This window comes from Streptomyces sp. NPDC058157, assembly GCF_042884105.1.
In the GTDB taxonomy this organism is placed as follows: Bacteria; Actinomycetota; Actinomycetes; order Streptomycetales; family Streptomycetaceae; genus Streptomyces.
Map to the genome: position 1 here is coordinate 66,034 of NZ_JBHVUQ010000010.1, position 18,422 is coordinate 84,455.

Annotated in this window: 16 protein-coding genes; 7 read left to right on the forward strand and 9 right to left on the reverse strand. The window is 74.4% G+C overall.

All coding sequences use genetic code 11. The features are described 5' to 3' along the window. Positions 1-3 precede the first annotated feature (3 nt). The 7 genes from ACFVXK_RS04755 to ACFVXK_RS04785 all read right to left on the reverse strand — a co-directional run bounded on the left by ACFVXK_RS04755 (position 4) and on the right by ACFVXK_RS04785 (position 7,871). The gene (locus ACFVXK_RS04755; RefSeq protein WP_389610078.1) at positions 4-993 is read right to left on the reverse strand and encodes an N-acetylglucosamine kinase; all 990 of its coding nucleotides are present in this window, start codon (positions 991-993) and stop codon (positions 4-6) included. Continuing rightward, positions 984-2,249: a 6-phospho-beta-glucosidase gene (locus tag ACFVXK_RS04760; protein WP_389610079.1), complete on the reverse strand. Its 1,266-nt coding sequence runs from the start codon at positions 2,247-2,249 to the stop codon at positions 984-986. The genes ACFVXK_RS04755 and ACFVXK_RS04760 overlap by 10 nt, the downstream gene beginning before the upstream one ends. Positions 2,250-2,254: 5 nt before the next feature. Further along, the gene (locus ACFVXK_RS04765; protein ID WP_389610080.1) at positions 2,255-3,106 is read right to left on the reverse strand and encodes a carbohydrate ABC transporter permease; all 852 of its coding nucleotides are present in this window, start codon (positions 3,104-3,106) and stop codon (positions 2,255-2,257) included. Then, the gene (locus ACFVXK_RS04770; protein ID WP_389610081.1) at positions 3,103-4,044 is read right to left on the reverse strand and encodes a carbohydrate ABC transporter permease; all 942 of its coding nucleotides are present in this window, start codon (positions 4,042-4,044) and stop codon (positions 3,103-3,105) included. Before ACFVXK_RS04770 ends, ACFVXK_RS04765 begins: the two co-directional genes overlap by 4 nt. Before the next feature lie 4 nt (positions 4,045-4,048). Beyond that, positions 4,049-5,392 (reverse strand): ABC transporter substrate-binding protein, encoded by a 1,344-nt coding sequence (locus tag ACFVXK_RS04775; RefSeq protein WP_389610082.1) that lies wholly within the window; start codon positions 5,390-5,392, stop codon positions 4,049-4,051. Between the two features lie 77 nt (positions 5,393-5,469). After that, positions 5,470-6,672 carry an ROK family protein gene (locus ACFVXK_RS04780; protein WP_389610083.1) on the reverse strand — a complete coding sequence of 401 codons (1,203 nt, stop codon included), beginning with the start codon at positions 6,670-6,672 and terminating at the stop codon, positions 5,470-5,472. Positions 6,673-6,791: 119 nt separating this feature from the next. Then, positions 6,792-7,871, reverse strand: coding sequence for a mechanosensitive ion channel family protein (locus ACFVXK_RS04785; RefSeq protein WP_389610084.1), 1,080 nt, complete (start codon positions 7,869-7,871; stop codon positions 6,792-6,794). Between the two features lie 248 nt (positions 7,872-8,119). Between ACFVXK_RS04785 and ACFVXK_RS04790 the strand changes: the two genes are divergently transcribed. Continuing rightward, complete coding sequence (locus ACFVXK_RS04790) at positions 8,120-8,668, forward strand: HNH endonuclease (RefSeq protein WP_389610085.1); 549 nt, start codon at positions 8,120-8,122, stop codon at positions 8,666-8,668. A 56-nt stretch (positions 8,669-8,724) separates the two neighbouring features. Here the strand turns inward: ACFVXK_RS04790 and ACFVXK_RS04795 are convergent, their stop codons facing one another. Then, positions 8,725-11,727 (reverse strand): beta-N-acetylglucosaminidase domain-containing protein, encoded by a 3,003-nt coding sequence (locus ACFVXK_RS04795; RefSeq protein ID WP_389610086.1) that lies wholly within the window; start codon positions 11,725-11,727, stop codon positions 8,725-8,727. Positions 11,728-11,955: 228 nt separating this feature from the next. Here ACFVXK_RS04795 and ACFVXK_RS04800 point away from each other — a divergent pair, with 228 nt between their 5' ends. Genes ACFVXK_RS04800 through ACFVXK_RS04810 form a run of 3 tightly spaced genes read left to right on the forward strand, consistent with a single transcriptional unit; the run spans position 11,956 to position 14,464 of the window. Continuing rightward, positions 11,956-12,186: a hypothetical protein gene (locus tag ACFVXK_RS04800; protein WP_389610087.1), complete on the forward strand. Its 231-nt coding sequence runs from the start codon at positions 11,956-11,958 to the stop codon at positions 12,184-12,186. Between the two features lie 17 nt (positions 12,187-12,203). Continuing rightward, the gene (locus ACFVXK_RS04805; protein WP_389610088.1) at positions 12,204-14,204 is read left to right on the forward strand and encodes a 4-alpha-glucanotransferase; all 2,001 of its coding nucleotides are present in this window, start codon (positions 12,204-12,206) and stop codon (positions 14,202-14,204) included. Positions 14,205-14,224: 20 nt separating this feature from the next. Further along, positions 14,225-14,464, forward strand: coding sequence for a hypothetical protein (locus ACFVXK_RS04810; RefSeq protein WP_365145164.1), 240 nt, complete (start codon positions 14,225-14,227; stop codon positions 14,462-14,464). Between the two features lie 191 nt (positions 14,465-14,655). Here ACFVXK_RS04810 and ACFVXK_RS04815 read toward each other — a convergent pair whose 3' ends face one another. Continuing rightward, the gene (locus ACFVXK_RS04815; RefSeq protein ID WP_389610089.1) at positions 14,656-15,165 is read right to left on the reverse strand and encodes a MarR family winged helix-turn-helix transcriptional regulator; all 510 of its coding nucleotides are present in this window, start codon (positions 15,163-15,165) and stop codon (positions 14,656-14,658) included. Between the two features lie 170 nt (positions 15,166-15,335). On the opposite strand from ACFVXK_RS04815, the gene ACFVXK_RS04820 reads away from it, so the two are divergent. From ACFVXK_RS04820 to ACFVXK_RS04830, 3 genes are all read left to right on the forward strand, one after another. Beyond that, entirely contained in the window at positions 15,336-16,262 is a 927-nt protein-coding gene (locus tag ACFVXK_RS04820; protein ID WP_389610090.1) for an EamA family transporter, read from the forward strand. 189 nt (positions 16,263-16,451) lie between these two features. Then, entirely contained in the window at positions 16,452-17,396 is a 945-nt protein-coding gene (locus ACFVXK_RS04825) for a DMT family transporter (protein WP_389610091.1), read from the forward strand. Positions 17,397-17,406: 10 nt separating this feature from the next. After that, positions 17,407-18,306, forward strand: a complete 900-nt coding sequence (locus ACFVXK_RS04830) for a LysR family transcriptional regulator (RefSeq protein WP_389610092.1) — start codon at positions 17,407-17,409, stop codon at positions 18,304-18,306. The last annotated feature ends 116 nt before the right edge of the window (positions 18,307-18,422 follow it).

The window sequence follows — 18,422 nt, forward strand, 5'->3', positions numbered from 1 at the left end:
CATTCAACCGAAATGGGCACGGAGCCTCTCGTGCGCCTCCGGTGGCGCCGCGGCCGCGTCCAGGCCCAGGAGGGCCGCGCCCAGGACCGGCGGGGCCGTGACCACCGAGGGGCGGGCGTGCGGGGCGCGGGCGGACAGGAGCCGGGTGACACGGGCGTCGAGCTGCGGATGGCGGGCCGCGAGGATGCCGCCGCCCAGCAGCACCGGCACCTCCTCCGCCAGCAGCCCGAGCCGCTCCAGCGCCACCGACGCCAGCGCCACCACCTCCTCCGCCTGCCGCTCCACGATCGCCGAGGCCACCGGATCGCCCTCCGCGGCCACCGCGAACAGCACCGGCACCAGCTCGTGCAGCCGCTCCCGCGGGATCCCGCCCAGGTGCAGGGCCTCGATCAGGGGGGCCATCGCCGTCAGCCCGAAGTGCCCGGGCAGGGCCTTCGCCAGCGCGGTGGGCCCGCCGCGCCCGTCCTCGGCCCGCGCCGCCCACCACACGGCCTCCTCCGCCAGGCCGCCCCCGCCGCCCCAGTCCCCGGAGATCCGCCCCAGCGCCGCGAAGCGGGCGGTGCGCCCGTCGGGCAGCATGCCCACGCAGTTGATGCCCGCCCCGCACACCACGGCGACCCCGCGCGGCCGGTCCACCCCGGCCCGCAGGATCGCGAAGGTGTCGTTGCGGACCTCGACGGACCGCGCCCAGCCGCGCGCGGCGATCGCGTCCGCCAGCTGCCGCTCCTCCACCGGCAGGTCGGCGTTGGCCAGGCAGGCGGAGACCCGGACGGCGTACGGGGGTCCGGCCAGCCCGGCGGCGGAGGCGGCCTGGGCGACGGCCTCCCCGAGCACGTCCACGGCGGGCCCGATCCCCGTCCGGGGCGGCTGGAAGCCCCCGGAGCGGCCGGTGCCCAGGACCGTGCCGTCGGTGCCGACCAGGGCCGCGTCCGTCTTGCTGTTCCCCGCGTCCAGCGCGAGCACCGCGACGGGGGAGGGGCGGTTCACGCCCATGGCAGGTGCTCCTTGTTGTGCGCGAGCAGCCGGTCCGTCAGCGCCTCGGCCAGGTCGAACTGCCCGACCAGCGGGTGCGCGAGGAGGGCCCGGGCGACCCGGTCGCGCCCGCCGCGCAGCGCGGCGTCCAGCGCCAGGTCCTCGTACGCCGTCACGTGCGCGAGGAGCCCCGTGTACAGCGGGTCCGGGCGGGGCACGGCCAGGGGTACGGGCCCGGAGCCGTCGACGGCGGCCTGGACCTCGATCACCGCGTCGTCCGGGAGGAAGGGCAGGGTGCCGTCGTTGCGGGTGTTGACCACCTGGACGGCCGGGCCGCCGCCGCCCAGCAGGGCCGCCGCGAGGTCCACGGCCGCCTCCGAGTAGAAGGCCCCGCCCCGCTTGGCCAGCAGCGCGGGCTTCTCGTCGAGCGCGGGGTCCGCGTACAGGGCGAGGAGTTCCCGCTCCATCGCCGCGACCTCGGCGGCCCGGGAGGGCTTCTCGCCGAGCTCCCGGACCACCTCGTCGTGGGAGTAGAAGTAGCGCAGGTAGTAGGAGGGCACCACGCCGAGCCGGTCCAGTACCGCGCGCGGCAGCCGCAGGTCGGCGGCGATGGCCTCCCCGTGCTCCGCCAGCAGCCGGGGCAGCACGTCCGCGCCCCCGGGACCGCCGAGGCGTACGCCGAACTCCCAGGTCAGGTGGTTGAGGCCGACGTGGTCGAGGTGCACGTCCGCAGGGGCCGCGCCCAGCAGCGCTGCGAACTTCCGCTGGAGGCCGATGGCCACGTTGCACAGCCCGACCGCCTTGTGCCCGGCCTGGAGCAGGGCCCGGGTGACGATCCCGACGGGGTTGGTGAAGTCGACGATCCAGGCGCCGGGGGCGGCCCGCCGCACCCGTTCGGCGATGTCCAGCACCACCGGGACGGTGCGCAGGGCCTTCGCCAGCCCGCCCGCGCCGGTGGTCTCCTGGCCGACGCAGCCGCACTCCAGCGGCCAGGTCTCGTCCTGCAGCCGGGCCGCCTGCCCGCCGACCCGCAGCTGGAGCAGGACGGCGTCGGCGCCGGCGACGCCCGCGTCCAGGTCGGCGGTGGTGGTGATCCGGCCGGGGTGCCCCTGGCGGGCGAAGATCCGCCGGGCCAGGCCGCCGACCAGCTCCAGCCGTTCGGCGGCGGGGTCGATCAGGACGAGTTCGGTGACCGGCAGGGTGTCGCGCAGCCGCGCGAACCCGTCGACCAGTTCGGGGGTGTAGGTGGAACCGCCGCCCACCACTGCGAGTTTCATCGCTTTCAGCCTTTCACGCCGGTCAGGGTGACGCCCTCGACGAACGCCTTCTGGGCGAAGAAGAAGAGGAGGATCACGGGGGCCATGACGAGCACGGTCGCCGCCATGGTGAGGTTCCAGTTGGTGTGGTGCGCGCCCTTGAAGGACTCCAGCCCGTAGCTGAGGGTCCAGGCGGCGGGGTTGTCGGAGGCGTAGATCTGCGGGCCGAAGTAGTCGTTCCACGCGGAGAAGAACTGGAAGAGGGCGACGGCCGCGATGCCGGGCTTCGCCATCGGCAGGACCACCCGCAGCAGGGTGCGCAGCTCGCCGCAGCCGTCGACGCGGGCCGCGTCCAGGTACTCGTCGGGGATGGTCAGCAGGAACTGGCGCAGCAGGAAGACGGAGAAGGCGTCGCCGAAGGCCATCGGGACGATCAGCGGCCACAGGGTGCCCGACAGGTCGAGCTCCCTCGCCCAGAAGAGGTACATGGGGATGACCACCACCTGGGGCGGCAGCATCATCACGGCGATCACGAGCAGCAGGGCGAGCCGCCGGCCGCGGAAGCGGAACTTGGCGAGGGCGTAGGCGACGGGTACCGAGGACACCACGGTGAGGAGGGTGCCGAGGCCCGCGTAGAGGAGGGTGTTGCGCCACCAGGTGAGGAACCCGGGGGTGTGCCAGACCTTCGCGTAGTTGCCCCACTCCCAGGTGCGGGGCCACAGGTCGCGGGTGAGGGCCTGCTGGTCGGCCATCAGGGAGGTGAGCAGGAGGAAGACGAAGGGGAGGAGGAAGAAGAGGGCGGCGGCCACGGCCAGGGCGTGCACGCCGATCCAGTGCAGGACGGCCCGCCGGCCGGCCTGCGCGGTCCGTACGGTCATGCGTCCGCTCCCGTCAGTCCGCCGCGGCGGCGCATCAGCAGGGCGGTGAAGGCCATGGAGAGGGCGAACAGGACGAGCGCGAGCACGCAGGCGGCGCCGTAGTCGAAGCGCTGGAAGCCGAGGTTGTAGACGAGCTGGGGCAGGGTCAGCGTGGACTTGTCGGGGTAGCCGGGCTCGAACTGCTGCCCGGAGCCGCCGATGACCCCGGCGGCCGCCTTCCCGGCGACGAGCGGCTGGGTGTAGTACTGCATGGCCTGGATGACGCCGGTGACCACGGCGAACAGGACGATCGGGGAGATGTTCGGCAGGGTGATGTGCCGGAACCGGGCCCAGGCGCCGGCCCCGTCGAGTTCGGCGGCCTCGTACTGCTCCTTCGGGACGTCGAGCAGGGCCGCCATGAAGATCACCATCAGGTCGCCGACCCCCCACACGGCGAGTGCGGTCAGCGCCGGCTTGGACCAGCCGGGGTCGGTGAACCAGCCGGGCGCCGGCAGTCCCGCGCCGTCGAGGAGGGTGTCGACGGGGCCGGTGCCGGGGTTGAGGAGGAAGACGAAGGCGAGGGTCGCCGCCACCGGCGGGGCCAGATAGGGCAGGTAGAACAGGGTGCGGAAGATCCCGGCGCCGGTCTTGACCTTCGTGACGAGCAGGCCGACGCCCAGGCCGAAGACGACCCGGCAGGACACCATGACCACGACCAGCCACAGGGTGTTGCGCAGGGCGGGCCAGAAGAGGGGGTAGTCGGTGAAGACGTAGCTCCAGTTGGCCGTGCCGTTGAAGGCGGGCGGCCGGAAGCCGTCGTAGTGGGTGAAGGAGAAGTAGACGGTGGACAGCAGCGGGTAGGCGAAGAAGACGGCGGAGCCGATCAGCCAGGGCGACAGGAACGCGGCGGTCCGCAGGGCGGCCCGGCGGCGCTTGGCCAGGAGGGCGGGCGGGGCCATCGGACTACTCGGCCTTGGCGATGTCGGTGTCGATCTGCCGGGCGGTGGCGGCGAGGCCGGCCCGGAGGTCGGGGACCTCGCCCTTCTCGGTGCGGTACGCGAAGTTCTGGAAGGTCAGCTGATAGGTGCCGCCGTCCGCGCGGGCCGGGGTCGTACCGGACTTGGGGTGCCGGGCGATGTCGAGGAAGGTCTTGAACTGCGGGTCCACCTTCAGCTGCGGGGATTCGAGGGCCGCCAGCGTCGAGGGCACGTTGTGGATGGCGTTGGCGAAGGAGACCACCGCCTCGGTGTCGGTGGTCATGTACCGCACGAGTTCCCAGGCGGCGTTCTGCTTGCGGCTCGCCGCCGATATGCCCATGACGGTGCCGGAGAGGTAGCCCTTGCCGTAGTCGGCGGCCTGGTCGTCCGGTACGGGCAGCGGAGCGGTGCCGATCTCGAAGGCGGCCCCGGCCTCCTTGGCCATCTCCGGCCGCCACTCGCCGTCGATCTGCATCGCGACCAGCCCCTTGTGGAAGGGGTGTTCGGAGCTCCACTCGTCGCCGAACCCGGCCCGGAAGCGTTCCAGCTTCTCGTAGCCGCCCAGCTTGTCCACCAGGTCCTTCTGGGCGGTCAGCATCTTCGCGAAGGCCGGGTCCTCTCCCACGGCGGAGCTGCCGTCGGCGGCGAACCAGGTGGGGCTCCACTGGGCGGCCAGGCGCATGGGGGTGGTCTCGTAGCCGTGGAAGGTGGGCATCACGCCGAGCTGTTCGTACGAGTCCCCGCGCGGCTTGGTGAGCTTCTGGGCGTCCTCGGCGAACCGGCTCCAGGTGCGGGGCGGTTCGGTGATGCCGGCGGCGGCGAAGGCGGTCTTGTTGTAGACGAGCCCGTACGCGTCGGCGAGCAGCGGCAGCGTGCACTGGTCGCCCTTGTACTGCGTGTACTCCAGCAGGGTCGCGGGGAAGACCTTCGCCTTGTCCAGCCCGGACTTCTTCAGGAAGGGGTTCAGGTCGGCGAAGGCGCCGGAGTTGCAGAATTTCCCGACGCTGTCGGTGGTGAAGGAGGAGACCACGTCGGGGGCCTTGTCGCCGCCCGCGCGCAGCGCCTGGTTGATCTTGTCGTCGGTCATGTTGCCGGTGACCTTGACCTTGATGTTGGGGTGCGCCTTCTCGAAGCGGGCGATGTTCTCCTCGATGGCCTTGACCTCGCCGGGCGCGGACCAGCCGTGCCAGAAGGTGAGGGTGGTGTCCGCCTTCGGGTCGTCGGAGGCGGTGGCGGCGCCCTGGCCGGTGCAGGCGGTGGCGAGCAGGGCCAGGGCGGATAGGGCGGCCAGGGCGGTGGCCGTGGTGCGGGGGCGTCCGGCTTCGGGCATGGCGGGGCTCGCTCTCTGGGGGAGGAACTTCCGGTGAGGGGATGCCAGTCGGGGGTGGGGGCGGGGGTGGGGGGCGTTCAGCGGGAGGTGTCGAAGACTTCCTCGCGGGTGGTGGCCAGGGCGCTCTCCAGGGCGCCGCGCAGGACGGGCCGTTCGCGGACCTCGCCGGGGACCAGCCGGGGCCGGGAGGGGGCCAGCTCGGCGAGCTCGGCTTCCAGCAGGGCGCGCAGCGGGTCGCCGCCCGCGGCGATCGCCTCCCCGGCGAGGACCACGATCTCCGGGTCGAGTACGGAGACCAGCGAGGCCAGACCGGTCGCGAGGGCGGTGGCGTACGAGCGGAGGAAGTCCAGCCGCGCCCCCTCGGGATCGGCGGCGGCCCGCCGCAGCAGGGCGACGGCGGCGGCCACCTGGGCGTCGCGGGGGAGCCCGGCGGTGTCGATCCCGGCCTCGGCAGCGAGCGCGGGCAGCACCTGCACGCCGGCCAGCTCCTGGTAGCCGCCGGTGTTGGCGCGTGCGACCTGCCGGACCAGGGGGGTTCCGGGGACGGGCAGGAAGCCGACCTCGCCGGCGCCGCCGGTCCAGCCGCGGTGCAGCCGGCCGCCGAGCACCAGGGCGGCGCCGAGGCCCTCCTCGTTCCACAGCAGGACGAAGTCCTCGTGCCCGCGGGCCGCGCCGAGGCGCTGCTCGGCGACGGCGGCGAGGTTGACGTCGTTCTCGTACTCGACCGGGACCGGCAGGGCGGCGGCCAGCTCGTCGAGGAGGGTGGGGGAGTGCCAGCCGGGGAGGTGGCTGGCGTAGCGCAGCCGGCCCGAGCGGGGGTCGAAGGCGCCGGGGGTGGCGATGACCACGCGGTGCAGGTCCGTCAGGGCGAGGCCGGCGTCCGCGAGGGCTCCGGCCAGGGCGCCGGTGACCTGGCCGACGGCGTCGGAGCCCTCGGTGTAGGGGAGCTCGAAGCGGCCGGCGACGGTGCCGGTGAGGTCGGCGACGGCGGCGAGCACCCGGTCGGGGGTGACGTCGAGGCCGCCGACGTGCGCGGCGCGGGCGTTGACCGCGTAGAGCTGGGCGTTCGGGCCGGGCCGGCCGCCGTCCGTCCCGGTGGCCACCACCAGTCCGGCGGCCTCCAGGCGGGCCAGCAGCTGGGAGGCGGTGGGCTTGGAGAGGCCCGTGAGCTGCCCGATGCGGGTGCGGGACAGGGGGCCGTGCGTCAGCAGCAGCTCCAGGGCGGCGCGGTCGTTCATGGCGCGCAGCAGGCTGGGCGTTCCGGGCGTGGCGGCGGGCATGACGAGGCTCTCCCTCACCGAAGCGAACTGTTAGGTAAGTTTCCTATCGCTCGCTGAGCCCTGTCAATGAAACCGCCCCGCCGGAAGACCGGCGGGGCGGTGGCTCTGGGGCCGCGGGGTCACTTGGTGACCGGGGGCGCGGCCGGCGGCGGGATCGGGGTCGTGGCCAGGGACTGCGGCGAGGCGGGGTTGGCCAGTACCGACGGGGCGGCGACCGAGGCCGACGGGTCGGCCGGAGCCTCCTCCTCACCGGCCGCCTGGAGGCCGCCGATGATCGGGATCCCGGCGGCGTCGAAGGCCTCCTTGATCCGCCAGCGCAGCTCGCGCTCCACCGCGAACTGCTGCCCCGGCATCGTCTTCGCGGACACCTTCACGGTCATCGAGGCCAGCAGCACCTCGTCCAGGCCCAGCACCTCCACCGGGCCCCACAGGCGCTCGTCCCACGGGGACTCCTTGGCGAAGGTGTCGGCCACCTCCTGGAGGGTCTCGCGCAGCCGCGGGAGGTTCTCGGTCGGCTTGACCTGCACGGCCACGCCCGCGGTCGCCCAGCCCTGGCTGAGGTTGCCGATCCGCTTGATCTCGCCGTTGCGGACGTACCAGATCTCACCGTTGTCGCCGCGCAGCTTCGTCACGCGCAGACCGACCTCGATCACCTCGCCGGAGGCCACGCCCGCGTCGATCTTGTCGCCGACGCCGTACTGGTCCTCCATGATCATGAACACGCCGGAGAGGAAGTCCGTCACCAGGTTGCGGGCACCGAAACCGATCGCCACACCGGCCACACCGGCACTCGCCAGCAGCGGGGCCAGATCGATCTTCAGCGCGGCCAGCACCATCAGCGCCGCCGTCCCGAGGATCAGGAACGAGGCCACCGAGCGCAGCACCGAACCGATCGCCTCGGAACGCTGGCGCCGCCGCTCCGCATTGACCAGCAGCCCGCCGAGCGCGGTGCCCTCGACGGCCTCGGCGCTGGTGTTCATCCGGCTTATCAGCTTGGTCAGCGCCTTGCGCACGACCGAGCGGAGCGCGGCCGCGATCACGATGATCAGCAGGATCCGCAGGCCGATGCTCAGCCAGGTGGCCCAGTTCTCCTCGATGAAGCTCGCGGCGTTGGTCACGCTCTCGGTCGCGTCGTCGGTGGCGGTCGCTGCCAACGGGAGCAGGGTGGCGGGCGAGGGCACGGGGGAACCTCCAGGCATAGCGGCCTGCCCGTGGAAACGGAACCTGGTGTACGGGCAGGTCTTCCACACTAACGGGGCTCGGGCCCGACCTCGTTGCCGTGTTCGAGGGAGAGACCGCCCTCACCTGGGGATGAAGGAAGTGTGGTTGAAAACACCTCGGGCCCGTTACCGGCGCGTGGTGGCGTTTCGACCAGCCGTAAGGGGAGACTGGAAAACAGATCGTCCCGGCGCGAGCCACGCGCCGCCGGCGTACAAGGAGGCAGTCCGTGCCGCACGTCCTGGTCCTCAACGCGTCGTACGAGCCCCTCGGCGTCGTACCGCTCCGCCGCGCGCTCGTCCTCGTCCTGGAGAACAAGGCCATCTCCCTCGAGGAATCCGGCGCCTTCCTGCACAGCGCGACACAGGCCGTCCCCGCTCCCAGCGTGGTCCGGCTCAAGCGCTTCGTGCGGGTCCCCTACCGGGGGCCCGTTCCACTCACCCGCCGCGCGCTGTTCGCCCGCGACGGCGGCCGCTGCATGTACTGCGGGGCCGTCGCGACGAGCGTGGACCACGTGATCCCGCGCAGCCGGGGGGGCCAGCACGTCTGGGACAACGTGGTCGCCGCGTGCCGGCGCTGCAACCACGTCAAGGCGGACCGCCACCTGCTGGAACTGGGGTGGAGGCTGAGGCACCAGCCGGCTCCGCCGTCGGGGCTGGCCTGGCGGATCATCGGGACGGGGCACCGGGATCCGCGGTGGATGCCGTACCTCCAGCCGTACGGGGCGGACGACGCGCTGGAGCGCATCGGGGTGGGGGTGGGAGCCGCCGCGTCCTGAGGGACCGCTGCACGGGGCGCTCCTGGGGGCTCCGCCCCCAGGAGCGCGCCGGACGGCTACGGCACCACCGCGAACGCCGTCGCAGACCACAGGCTGCACCCGTAGCGCGTCGCGCGCCGGTCGCACGTGACGCGCAGGAACCGGGTGTCCGCGGCCGGGTCCAGCCGGAGGGTGTCGGTCCCGCCCCGGGAGGAAACGGAGGCGGCGGGCCGCCAGGTGACCCCGTCCGCCGAGGTCTCCACCCGGTACGCCGACGGGTACGCCTCCTGCCAGTGCAGGCTCAGCACCCCCACCCGCGCCGGAGCGGCCAGCTCCGCCTGCCACCACGCCCCGTCCACCGGCTTCGAGGACCACCGCGTCGCCTCCGAGCCGTCCACCGCCGCCGACGCCGGGAACCGCGTCGACTCGTCGCCCGAGGAGGTGACCTTCGCCGTCCGCAGCAGGTCCGGGCCGCCGGTGCGCGGCACCGCCCGGACCGTCAGCGTGCGCACCTGGCCGTCGAAGGCGAGGGGGATCGCGTACGTGCCCACCGGGGTGGACGCCGGGAGGCGGACCTCCACCGGCAGCGAGAGCCGGCCCCCGCGCGGGAGCGTCACCTCGCCCGGGAGGCGGACCTCGATGCCCGCGGGCGCCGGCCCCGAAAGCGACAGGGCGCCCTTGACCTCCCCCGGCCGCACCGCCGACAGCTCGGCCGTCACCGTCCGCGCGGCCCCGCCGGCCTCCACGTCCACCCGGCCCCCACCAGCCAGTTCGAAGCCCGCCTGCGGGTCGTCCGCGAACCACGGCACCACCTGGTGGACCACCGGGGCCTCACCGGGCCACGACAGCCGCACCGCGTCCGCCCGTACGCCGCCCGCGTCCGCCTGGGTCCACCCGGACCCCGAGGCCTCACCGATCCGCCGCCAGCCCTCGCCCGGAACCCGCACCTCGACCGCCGCGCCCCGCGACCCCGGCGCCAGCGGGTCCGTCATCACCGTGACGGCCGCCAGCGGCCGCGGCTCCTCCAGCGTCACGGTCCACGAGCCGGCCTCGCGCCGCACCGCACCGGCGGGCCGGGACGCGCCGGTCCAGGCGTCCGACTCCGCCGCGGCCTTCGCCAGGAACGGGTCGAGCACCGAGGCGTCCACCCGCACCCCGCTCTGCTCCGCCAGCGCCTCCCGCGCCGCCGCCAGGTCCCGCGAGGCCTGCCAGGCCGCCGCCCCGTCACCGCGGGCCTCCGCGCGCAGCAGGTCCACCGCCAGCTCGCCCGCCGCCCCGTACCGCGAGAGCCGCTCCAGCCAGGGCCCCGCCTCCGCGGAGAGGCCCGGCAGCCGCGCCGGGGCCTCCCGCAGCACCGTGAACGCCGCCCGGAGCCGGTCGCCCGCGGCCTTGTCCCCGGCCGCGCGGGCCCGCCAGAACTCCTCCACCAGGGGCTTCAGATAGGCCGACTCCTCCAGCTTCAGCCCCGAGGAGGCCGTGTTCCCCGCCAGCGCGGCCAGCGCCGCCCGGGTCCGCTGGTCGGGGCCCGACAGGTCGCGCACCGCCGCCGCCCAGGACTCCCCGGGCCGGTACCCGGTCGCGTTCCAGGCGTAGTCGGCGGCCGTGAACAGCGGGATCCGCGACAGGGTGCCCTGCGGCATCGCGTTGGCCAGCACCGCCGCCGAACCGCCCGCCACCGCCGGATCGCGCCCGGCGTACGGGCCGAGGAAGATGCGGTCCGGGTCCCAGTCGTTGACCGGGTAGTTGTCCATCGTCACCAGCGGGTGCCCCAGCGCGGACCGCGCCCCGGCCAGCTCCTTGCCGGTGATGGTGCGCGGCACCACGCCCACGCCCGTCCAGGCCACCTCCACCCGCGGGTCCAGGGCCTGGGCCAGGGCCGTCCGGTAGGCGGTGGCACCGTCCTGGAAGTACTCCGTCGGCAGCACGGACAGCGGAACCGCACCCGGATGCCGCTCGGCCAGGTGCGCCGCGAGCTCCCCCGCGACCTCCGCGTGCGCCTTCGCCGCCGCCACCGGACCCGTCCCGTACCGCACCCGGTCGGCCCGGCAGCCCCATTCGGCGTAGCTGACGTCCTGGAACTGCAGCTGGAAGGCCCGGAACCCCAGGTCCCACATGGCGTCCACCTTGCGCAGCAGCGCCGCCCGGTCGTCCGCCGAGGCCAGGCACATGGACTGCCCGGGGGAGACCGCCCAGCCCAGCACCACGTGGTCGGCGCGGGCCCGGTCGGCCAGTGCCCGGAAGTCCTCGCGGGCCGCCGCCGGGTACTCCTCACGCCAGGCCGTCGTGCGGTACGGGTCGTCACCGGGCGCCAGCAGCAGCCGGTTCTGCTTGGTGCGGGCCAGGAAGTCCAGCTGCGCGAGCCGCTGCTCCCGGGTCCACGGCTGCCCGTAGAACCCCTCGGTGACCCCGCGCACCGGCGCGGTGGGCCAGTCCCGCACCAGCATCCCGGGGACCTTCCCGCCCCCGGCCGCCAGCAGCTGACGCAGCGTCTGCGCGGCGTGGAACAGCCCGTCCCCGCCCACCCCGGCCAGCGCCACCGTGTCCCGGCCGCCGGTCTTGCCCACCGCCAGGCGGTAGCCGCCCTCGGGCAGGTCCCCGGCCGGGGCCGCGCCCAGCGCCAGCAGCGCCGCCTCCGCGTCCGCCCCCTGGAGCCGTACGACGAGGGCCCCTTCGGGCAGCACCGCCCCCGGCGGCCGGTCGTGCAGGGTCCGCACCCCGGCGGCGCGCAGGGCGGTGCGCACCAGGTCCACGGCGTACGGGTCCACCCCCTGCGGCGCCACCAGCACGGCCTCCGCCGCCACCGGCACCTCCCGGGCGGGGTCGGCGTGCGCCGACTGCGGCCGCGGCCACACCGCCGGACCCTCGGCGGGGGCTCGGGGAACGTCGTAGGCCGGGTCGAGGAGCGGTCCCGGGCCGCCGGAGGCCACGGCGGCGGCGCCGCCGTCGGGGCGCGGCACCGAGGGGGACTTGGGCGTGGCGGCCAACATGCCCTCGGGGACCGAGGCCGCCGCCCCGCCCAGCAGCGAGCCTATGACGGCCACCGCCGCGGCGGTGCTCCGCTTCCTGCCCCTGAGCTGCACGGAGCCTCCCCGTCCCGAGTCGTCCCCCGCCCGTACGAATGAGCCCGAGCCCACCACCCGTGCGGCTGAAGTGTCAATGCGGGTGGGGTGATCTGACCAAGATCGGCCAGGAATGCGGTGCCCCGGACTGGGTATGGCTGCGGTGTCCGGCGCAGGTGTTGCATGGGCGGATCCGCCGGACCAGCCGGGTCCGGAGCACCGGCCCGATGCACGTACGAGGGAGCCCCCATGAAACCCCGCCCCGCGCTGCCCGCCGCCCGCAGCCGTGCCCCGCTCGCCCACCTGCCCGTGCAGTCCGGCCCCGCGGACGTGCCCCCGGGGACCGCGGCTCCGTTGTCCGGGTGTGCGGACGCCCCGCTGACCAGTGAGACGCCGCTGCCCGGCTCGGCGTACGCCCCGCTGACCAGCGAGACCCCGCTCGTGCCCGAAGCCCCGCTGACCAGCGAGGCGGTTTCGTAACCCTTCGACCACCGAGGATGCAGATGGACGACCTCGCCCGGCTCGCGGCCCACCACGGCGTCGCCACCTCCTACCAGCCCGCCGAGGACGTCACCGTCCAGGTGCCCCCGGCCACGGTCCGCGCGGTGCTCGGCCTGACCGGCGTCCCCGTCGACACCCCCGAGGACGTACGGCAGTCGGCCGACTCCGCCGAACGGGACGCGGCCGGGCGGCTGTTGCCGCCGACGCTGGTCCAGTGGCGGGGCGGGGCCGCCCCCGCGGCCCTGGCCGGGCTGCCGGCCGGGACCCGGCTGCGGGTGACCCTGGAGGACGGGGCCGGGGAGGCCGCGTGGGACGCCCGTCTGCCCCTCGGGGTGCACCGGCTGACCGCCGAGGCCCCCGACGGCCGCACCGCCGAGGCCACGCTGATCGTGGCCCCGGACCGGGCCCCGGCCGCGCCGGAACGCGTCCACGGGCTGCTCGTCCAGCTGTACTCCCTGCTCTCGGAGCGCTCCTGGGGCATGGGCGACCTCGGCGACCTCGCGGAACTGGCCCGCTGGGCCGCCCGTACCCACGGCGCCGGGTTCGTCCAGGTCAACCCGCTGCACGCGGCCGTCCCCGACACCCCGACCGACCCCTCCCCGTACCGGCCCGCCTCCCGCCGCTTCCCCGACCCGGTGTACCTGCGCGTCGAGGACCTCCCCGAGTGGGAAGCCTGCCCGCAGCGCGAGGCGCTGGCCGAACTGGCCGGGCGGGGCGGGGAACTGCGCCGCGAGGTGCTGGAGAAGGGCGCCCTGATCGACCGGGACGCCGTGTGGGCCCTCAAGCGGGCCGCCCTGGAACTGCTGTACGCCGTCCCGCGCACCCCCGCCCGCGAGGCCGCCTACCGGGCGTACCGCGCCGCCCAGGGCCAGGGGCTCGACCTGCACGCCGCCTGGTGCGCGGCCGCCGCCGGGGAGGACCCGGAGGAGCGCGCCGAGTTCCACGCCTGGCTGGTCTGGCTGACGGACACCCAGCTGACCGACGCCCAGCGGGCCGCCCGGGAGGCCGGGATGGAGGTCGGCATCGTCCACGACCTGGCCGTCGGCGTGCACCCCGAGGGCTCCGACGCCCGCCACGGCCCCCTGCACGCCCGGCACGTCTCCGTCGGCGCCCCGCCGGACGCCTTCAACGCCCGCGGCCAGGACTGGGGGCTGCCGCCCTGGCGCCCCGACGTCCTGGAGGCCCACGCCTACGCCCCCTTCCGGGCCCTGCTGCGCGGGGTGTTCCGGTACGCGGGCGCGGTGCGCATCGACCACGTGATGGGCCTGTTCCGGCTCTGGTGGATCCCGGAGGGCACCCCGCCCGCCGAGGGTACGTACGTCTCCTACGACGGCGAGGCCATGCTCGCCGTCCTGGTCCTGGAGGCCCACCGGGCCGGCGCCGTGGTGGTCGGCGAGGACCTGGGGACGGTCGAGCCCCGGGTCCGGGAGGCGCTGGCCCGGCGCGGGATCCTCGGCACCTCCGTGCTCTGGTTCGAACGGGACTGGTCCGGGGACGGGCGGCCGCTGGCCCCGGAGGCCTGGCGGGCCGACTGCCTGGCCACCGCCACCACCCACGACCTGCCGCCCACCGCCGCCAAACTGGCCGGCGCCCACGTCGAACTCCGCGACCGGCTGGGCCTGCTGACCCGCCCGGTGGAGGAGGAACGGGCCGAGGACGCCGCCGACACCGCGCAGTGGCTGCGGGTGCTGGACGGGCTGGGGCTGGAGGCCAAGGACGAGGAGGGCGCCGTGAGGGCCCTGTACGCCTTCCTGCTGCGCACACCGGCCCGGCTGGTCGGCGTCTGGCTGCCGGACGCGGTGGGGGACCGGCGGCCGCAGAACCTGCCGGGCACCTGGGACCAGTACCCCAACTGGCGGCTGCCGGTGGCGGACGCGGCGGGCCGGCCGCTGACGCTGGAGGCGCTGACGGCCTCGCCCCGGGCGAACGCCCTGCTGAGCGCGGTGCGGGAGGGCGCACGGACCCGTACGGCACCCCCGGGCGCGCGCCCGCTTTAGGTGTTCGCTACGTTTGCACCGTGGACAAGAAGAACGCTCTGCGCGCCGGCGCCGTCTCGGCCGGAACCGCGCTGATGATGCTGCTGATGACGTCTCCCGCCCTGGCGCTCACCCGCGACGACGGCGACGACCCGGGCAAGGGGCTGAGCATCGGCGAGACGCTCGGCCTGTACGTGGCCGCGCCGATCGTGATCTTCCTGATCATCGCGGGTCTCGTGATGGTCGGCGACAAGTCGCGCAAGCAGCAGAACCAGGGCTGACCCGCCCCCGGGCGGTCCCAGCACCCCGTACTTCCGGGCGCCGGAGGTTCGCGGAGCCGGCATGAGCCGGCCCCGTGGCGACCTCCGGCGCCTCGGCGTACCCGGACGCGGGAGGCCGCACCCCGGGCCGCCTCGGCGCCCGGTGCCCCGGCGCCCGGTGCCCCGGTGCGGGGAGGCCGGGGCCGCCGCGCTCAGGGCATGTCCGCGAGGAGCTTGCGCAGCAGCCCGCCGAGCACCTCGACCTCCTCGGGGCTGAAGTCGGCGAGACCGGCCCGGTTCACCTCGATGCCGGCGGAGACCGCCTCGTCCACGAGGGCCAGGCCCCGCTCCGTGAGGGTCACCTGGAGCCCGCGCCGGTCGTGCGGATCGGGGCTGCGGGTGAGCAGCCCGGCCTTCTCCAACTTGTCCAGACGCCCGGTCATACCGCCCGTCGTGAGCATCAGGGTGGCCGACAGCTGCCGCGGCGAGAGCGTGTACGGGGTTCCGGATCGCCTCAGCGTGGCGATCACGTCGAACTCGCCGCGGGACACTCCATGGCGGTTGTACGCCCGCTCCACCGCGTCTCCCATGGCCTTCGAGATCCGGTAGATCCGGCCGAAGACGGCCATGGGCGTGGTGTCGAGGTCGGGGCGCACCGCGTACCACTGGTCGGTGATCGCATCGACGGCGTCCTTGGCGATGTCCTTCTTCAGTGCGGTCATACCCGCAAGTATCTGCTTCCGCTTACTCGCCCACAAGAAAGTGGCTTGCCAAAAAGTAGCTTAGTGCTAAGCTACTTACGAGCGACCTACTCGGGGAGGCCGGGACGGGCCCCCGGGTAGGTCGCCACCCAAGCACAGCCCGCCGTACCCGCCACCTGCCCGAGGAGTGAGTGACCGTGAACCGAGTCACCACCATCGTCCTGACCGCACTCGCCCCCATCTCCTGGGGCTCGACCTACTTCGTCGCCAGTGAGCTGCTGCCGCCGGACCGGCCGCTGTTCACCGGCGCGATGCGGGCCCTGCCCGCCGGTCTCCTGCTGGTCGCCCTCTCCCGGACCCTCCCCAAGGGCGCCTGGTGGTGGAAGTCGGCGGTCCTCGGCACCCTCAACATCGGCGCCTTCTTCCCGCTCCTCTTCCTCGCCGCCTACCGCCTCCCCGGCGGCGTCGCCGCGGTCCTCGGCTCCGCCGGCCCGCTGTTCGTCGTCGGACTGGCCGCCCTGCTGCTGGGGGAGAAGGCCAAGCTGCGCAACGTGCTCGCCGCGGTGGTCGCCGCGCTCGGTGTGAGCATGGTGGTGCTGACCTCCCAGGCCCAGCTCGACCTCGTCGGCGTCATCGCCGGCATCGTCTCCTCGGCCTCCATGGGCGCCGGCACCGTGATGACCAAGCGCTGGGGACGGCCCGAGGGCGTCGGTCCGCTGGCCGTGACCGGCTGGCAGCTCACCGCGGGCGGACTGGTCATCATCCCGATCGCCGCCCTGATCGAGGGCGCCCCGCCGGCCCTGGACGGCAAGGCCTTCCTCGGCTACGGCTACATGATGCTGATCAACACCGGAGCCGCGTACTTCCTCTGGTTCCGCGGCATCGGCAAGCTCTCCGCCACCTCGGTCACCCTGCTCGGCCCGCTCTCCCCGCTCACCGCCGCCGTCATCGGCTGGGCCGCCCTCGGCCAGGCCCTGAGCCCCGTCCAGGTCCTGGGCATGGTGATCGCCTTCGGCGCCACGGTCTTCGGCCAGCTCCCGGGCCGCGCCGCGAAGGCGAAGGCCGCCGGGCCGGTGGAAGCCCCGCGCACCGAGACCCCGAAGGTCCGGGTCGCCTGAACCCCCGGCCCCCGTCCCTCCCCCCCCGCTCCCTCCCCCCCCGGTCTCCCCGGGAGGTCGTCCCCCGACCTCCTGGGGACCTTTCATTTCCCCTAAAGCAACTCATCGAAATCTTTCGATGGACCTGGATGGTCGATCAATGCGACGGTAGTCCCACCACACCCGCACCACCGAAAGGGGAGACCAGAAGTGGCCGTCACGGACCGCGCCCGGACCGCAGCTCCAGAGGACCGGCAGCAGACCACGAGCAGCACGGGCAAGAAGGGGGCCGTGGGACTCGGCGTGCTCCTCGCCCTGCTGGCCACGGTCGTCTGGTCCGGCAGCTTCGTCGCCACCCGCGGCATGTCCGGGACCGTCCCGCCGGTCCAGGCCGTCTTCTGGCGCTGGATCATCGCCGCCGTCGCGGTCACCCCCTTCGCCGCCCGCCAGGCCTGGCAGCAGCGGGCCCTCATCCGGCGGCACATCGGCTACATCAGCCTCGCCACCCTCTTCGGCGTCACCCTCTACAACACCCTGGTCCACCAGGCCGGACTGACCACCTCCGCGTCCAACATGGGCACGATCATGGCCGCTTCGCCGGTCATCATGGCCCTCTACGCCCGCCTCGGCGGCGAACGGCTCGGCGCCCGACGCGTCTTCGGCATGCTGCTGGCCGCCTTCGGCGTCCTCCTCCTGGTCGGCAAGGGCTCCCTGACCCTCGACTTCGGCGCCGGCGACCTGTGGATGTTCGCCGCCGCCTTCTCCTTCGCCACCTACAGCGCGCTCCTCAAGCGCAAGCCCGCCGAGATCGGCGGCCTCGCCTTCCTGATCACCACCTTCGTCCTCGGCGCCCTGATGCTGGCCCCCGCCTACGCCATCTCCCTCCACGTCCAGGGCGGCTTCGCGGCCACCCCCGGCACCGTCGGCCCGCTCCTCTACGTCGGCGTCTTCTCCTCCGCCGTCGCCTTCTTCTCCTGGAACAAGGCCGTCTCCCTGATCGGCGCGGCCCGCGCGGGCGTCGTCTACTACCTCCAGCCGGTGTGCGTCGCCGGCCTCGGCCTCCTGCTCCTGGGCGAGCACACGGGCCCGGCCCAGCTCCTCTGCATGGCCCTGATCCTGGCCGGCGTGGCCCTGGCCAGTGCGACCCGCCGGTAGTTTCACCCCCGTGACGGACTGGGACATCAAGAAACTCCGCATCCTCCGGACCCTGGCCGACCGGGGCACCGTGACCGCGACGGCCGAGGCGCTGCACATGACGCCCTCGGCCGTCTCGCAGCAGCTGACCAACCTCGCCCGCCAGCTGGGCGTCGTCCTGCTGGAGGCCCAGGGCCGGGGCGTCCGCCTCACCGACGCCGCCCACCTGGTCCTGCGCCACACCGAGGCGGTCTTCGCCCAGCTCGAACGCGCCGACGCCGAACTGGCCGGCTACCTCTCCGGCGAAGTGGGCGAGGTCCGCGTCGGCGCCTTCGCCACCGCCATCCCGGCCCTGGTCGTCCCGGCCGTCGCGGCCCTCGAACGGGACCACCCCGGCGTGGAGGTCCGCGTCCGGGAGACCGAGGCGGCGGAAGCGTACGAGCTCCTCTCCGCCGGAGCCGTCGACCTGGCCCTCTCCCTGGCCGCGCACACCCCGGCGGACGACGCCCGCTTCACCCGCCTGACCCTCCTCGAAGACCCCCTGGACGTGGCCCTCCCCCCGAACCACCCCCTGGCGGACGCCCCCGGCGTCCGGCTGGCCGACCTCTCGGCGGACCGGTGGATCTACGGCGGCAGCGGCCCCTGGTCGGAGATCACCCGCAGCGCCTGCGAGGCGGCGGGCTTCCAGCCCCGGCAGGCCCACTCGGCCTCGGGCTGGACCTCGATCCTGGCGATGGTGGAGGCCGGCATGGGCGTCGCCCTGGTCCCCCGCATGGTCTCGGCCCGCGCCTCGGGCGTCCGCCTGCGCGTCCTCCCCCACGACCACCCCACCCGCCACGTCACGGCGGCCCTCCGCCGGGGCGCGGAAACCTCCCCGGCCATCGCCCGGGTCCTCCAGGCCCTCCACACGGCAGCAGCGGCCCGACGCTGAGACCCCGGGCGGGGTGGGGGAGGGCGGGGTCCCGGCGGGGCGGTCTCGGAGAAGGGTTGGGGGTTTCCCGCCAGTCTCATCGTCCTTCCGTGTCGGGCCGGCCTGTCAAGGGCGCT

Coding starts and splice junctions, on each gene's coding strand:
- ACFVXK_RS04755 (WP_389610078.1), bottom strand. CDS start 993: ATGGGCGTGAACCGCCCCTCCCCCGTCGCGGTGCTCGCGCTGGACGCG.
- ACFVXK_RS04760 (WP_389610079.1), bottom strand. CDS start 2,249: ATGAAACTCGCAGTGGTGGGCGGCGGTTCCACCTACACCCCCGAACTG.
- ACFVXK_RS04765 (WP_389610080.1), bottom strand. CDS start 3,106: ATGACCGTACGGACCGCGCAGGCCGGCCGGCGGGCCGTCCTGCACTGG.
- ACFVXK_RS04770 (WP_389610081.1), bottom strand. CDS start 4,044: ATGGCCCCGCCCGCCCTCCTGGCCAAGCGCCGCCGGGCCGCCCTGCGG.
- ACFVXK_RS04775 (WP_389610082.1), bottom strand. CDS start 5,392: ATGCCCGAAGCCGGACGCCCCCGCACCACGGCCACCGCCCTGGCCGCC.
- ACFVXK_RS04780 (WP_389610083.1), bottom strand. CDS start 6,672: ATGCCCGCCGCCACGCCCGGAACGCCCAGCCTGCTGCGCGCCATGAAC.
- ACFVXK_RS04785 (WP_389610084.1), bottom strand. CDS start 7,871: ATGCCTGGAGGTTCCCCCGTGCCCTCGCCCGCCACCCTGCTCCCGTTG.
- ACFVXK_RS04800 (WP_389610087.1), top strand. CDS start 11,956: ATGAAACCCCGCCCCGCGCTGCCCGCCGCCCGCAGCCGTGCCCCGCTC.
- ACFVXK_RS04805 (WP_389610088.1), top strand. CDS start 12,204: ATGCAGATGGACGACCTCGCCCGGCTCGCGGCCCACCACGGCGTCGCC.
- ACFVXK_RS04815 (WP_389610089.1), bottom strand. CDS start 15,165: ATGACCGCACTGAAGAAGGACATCGCCAAGGACGCCGTCGATGCGATC.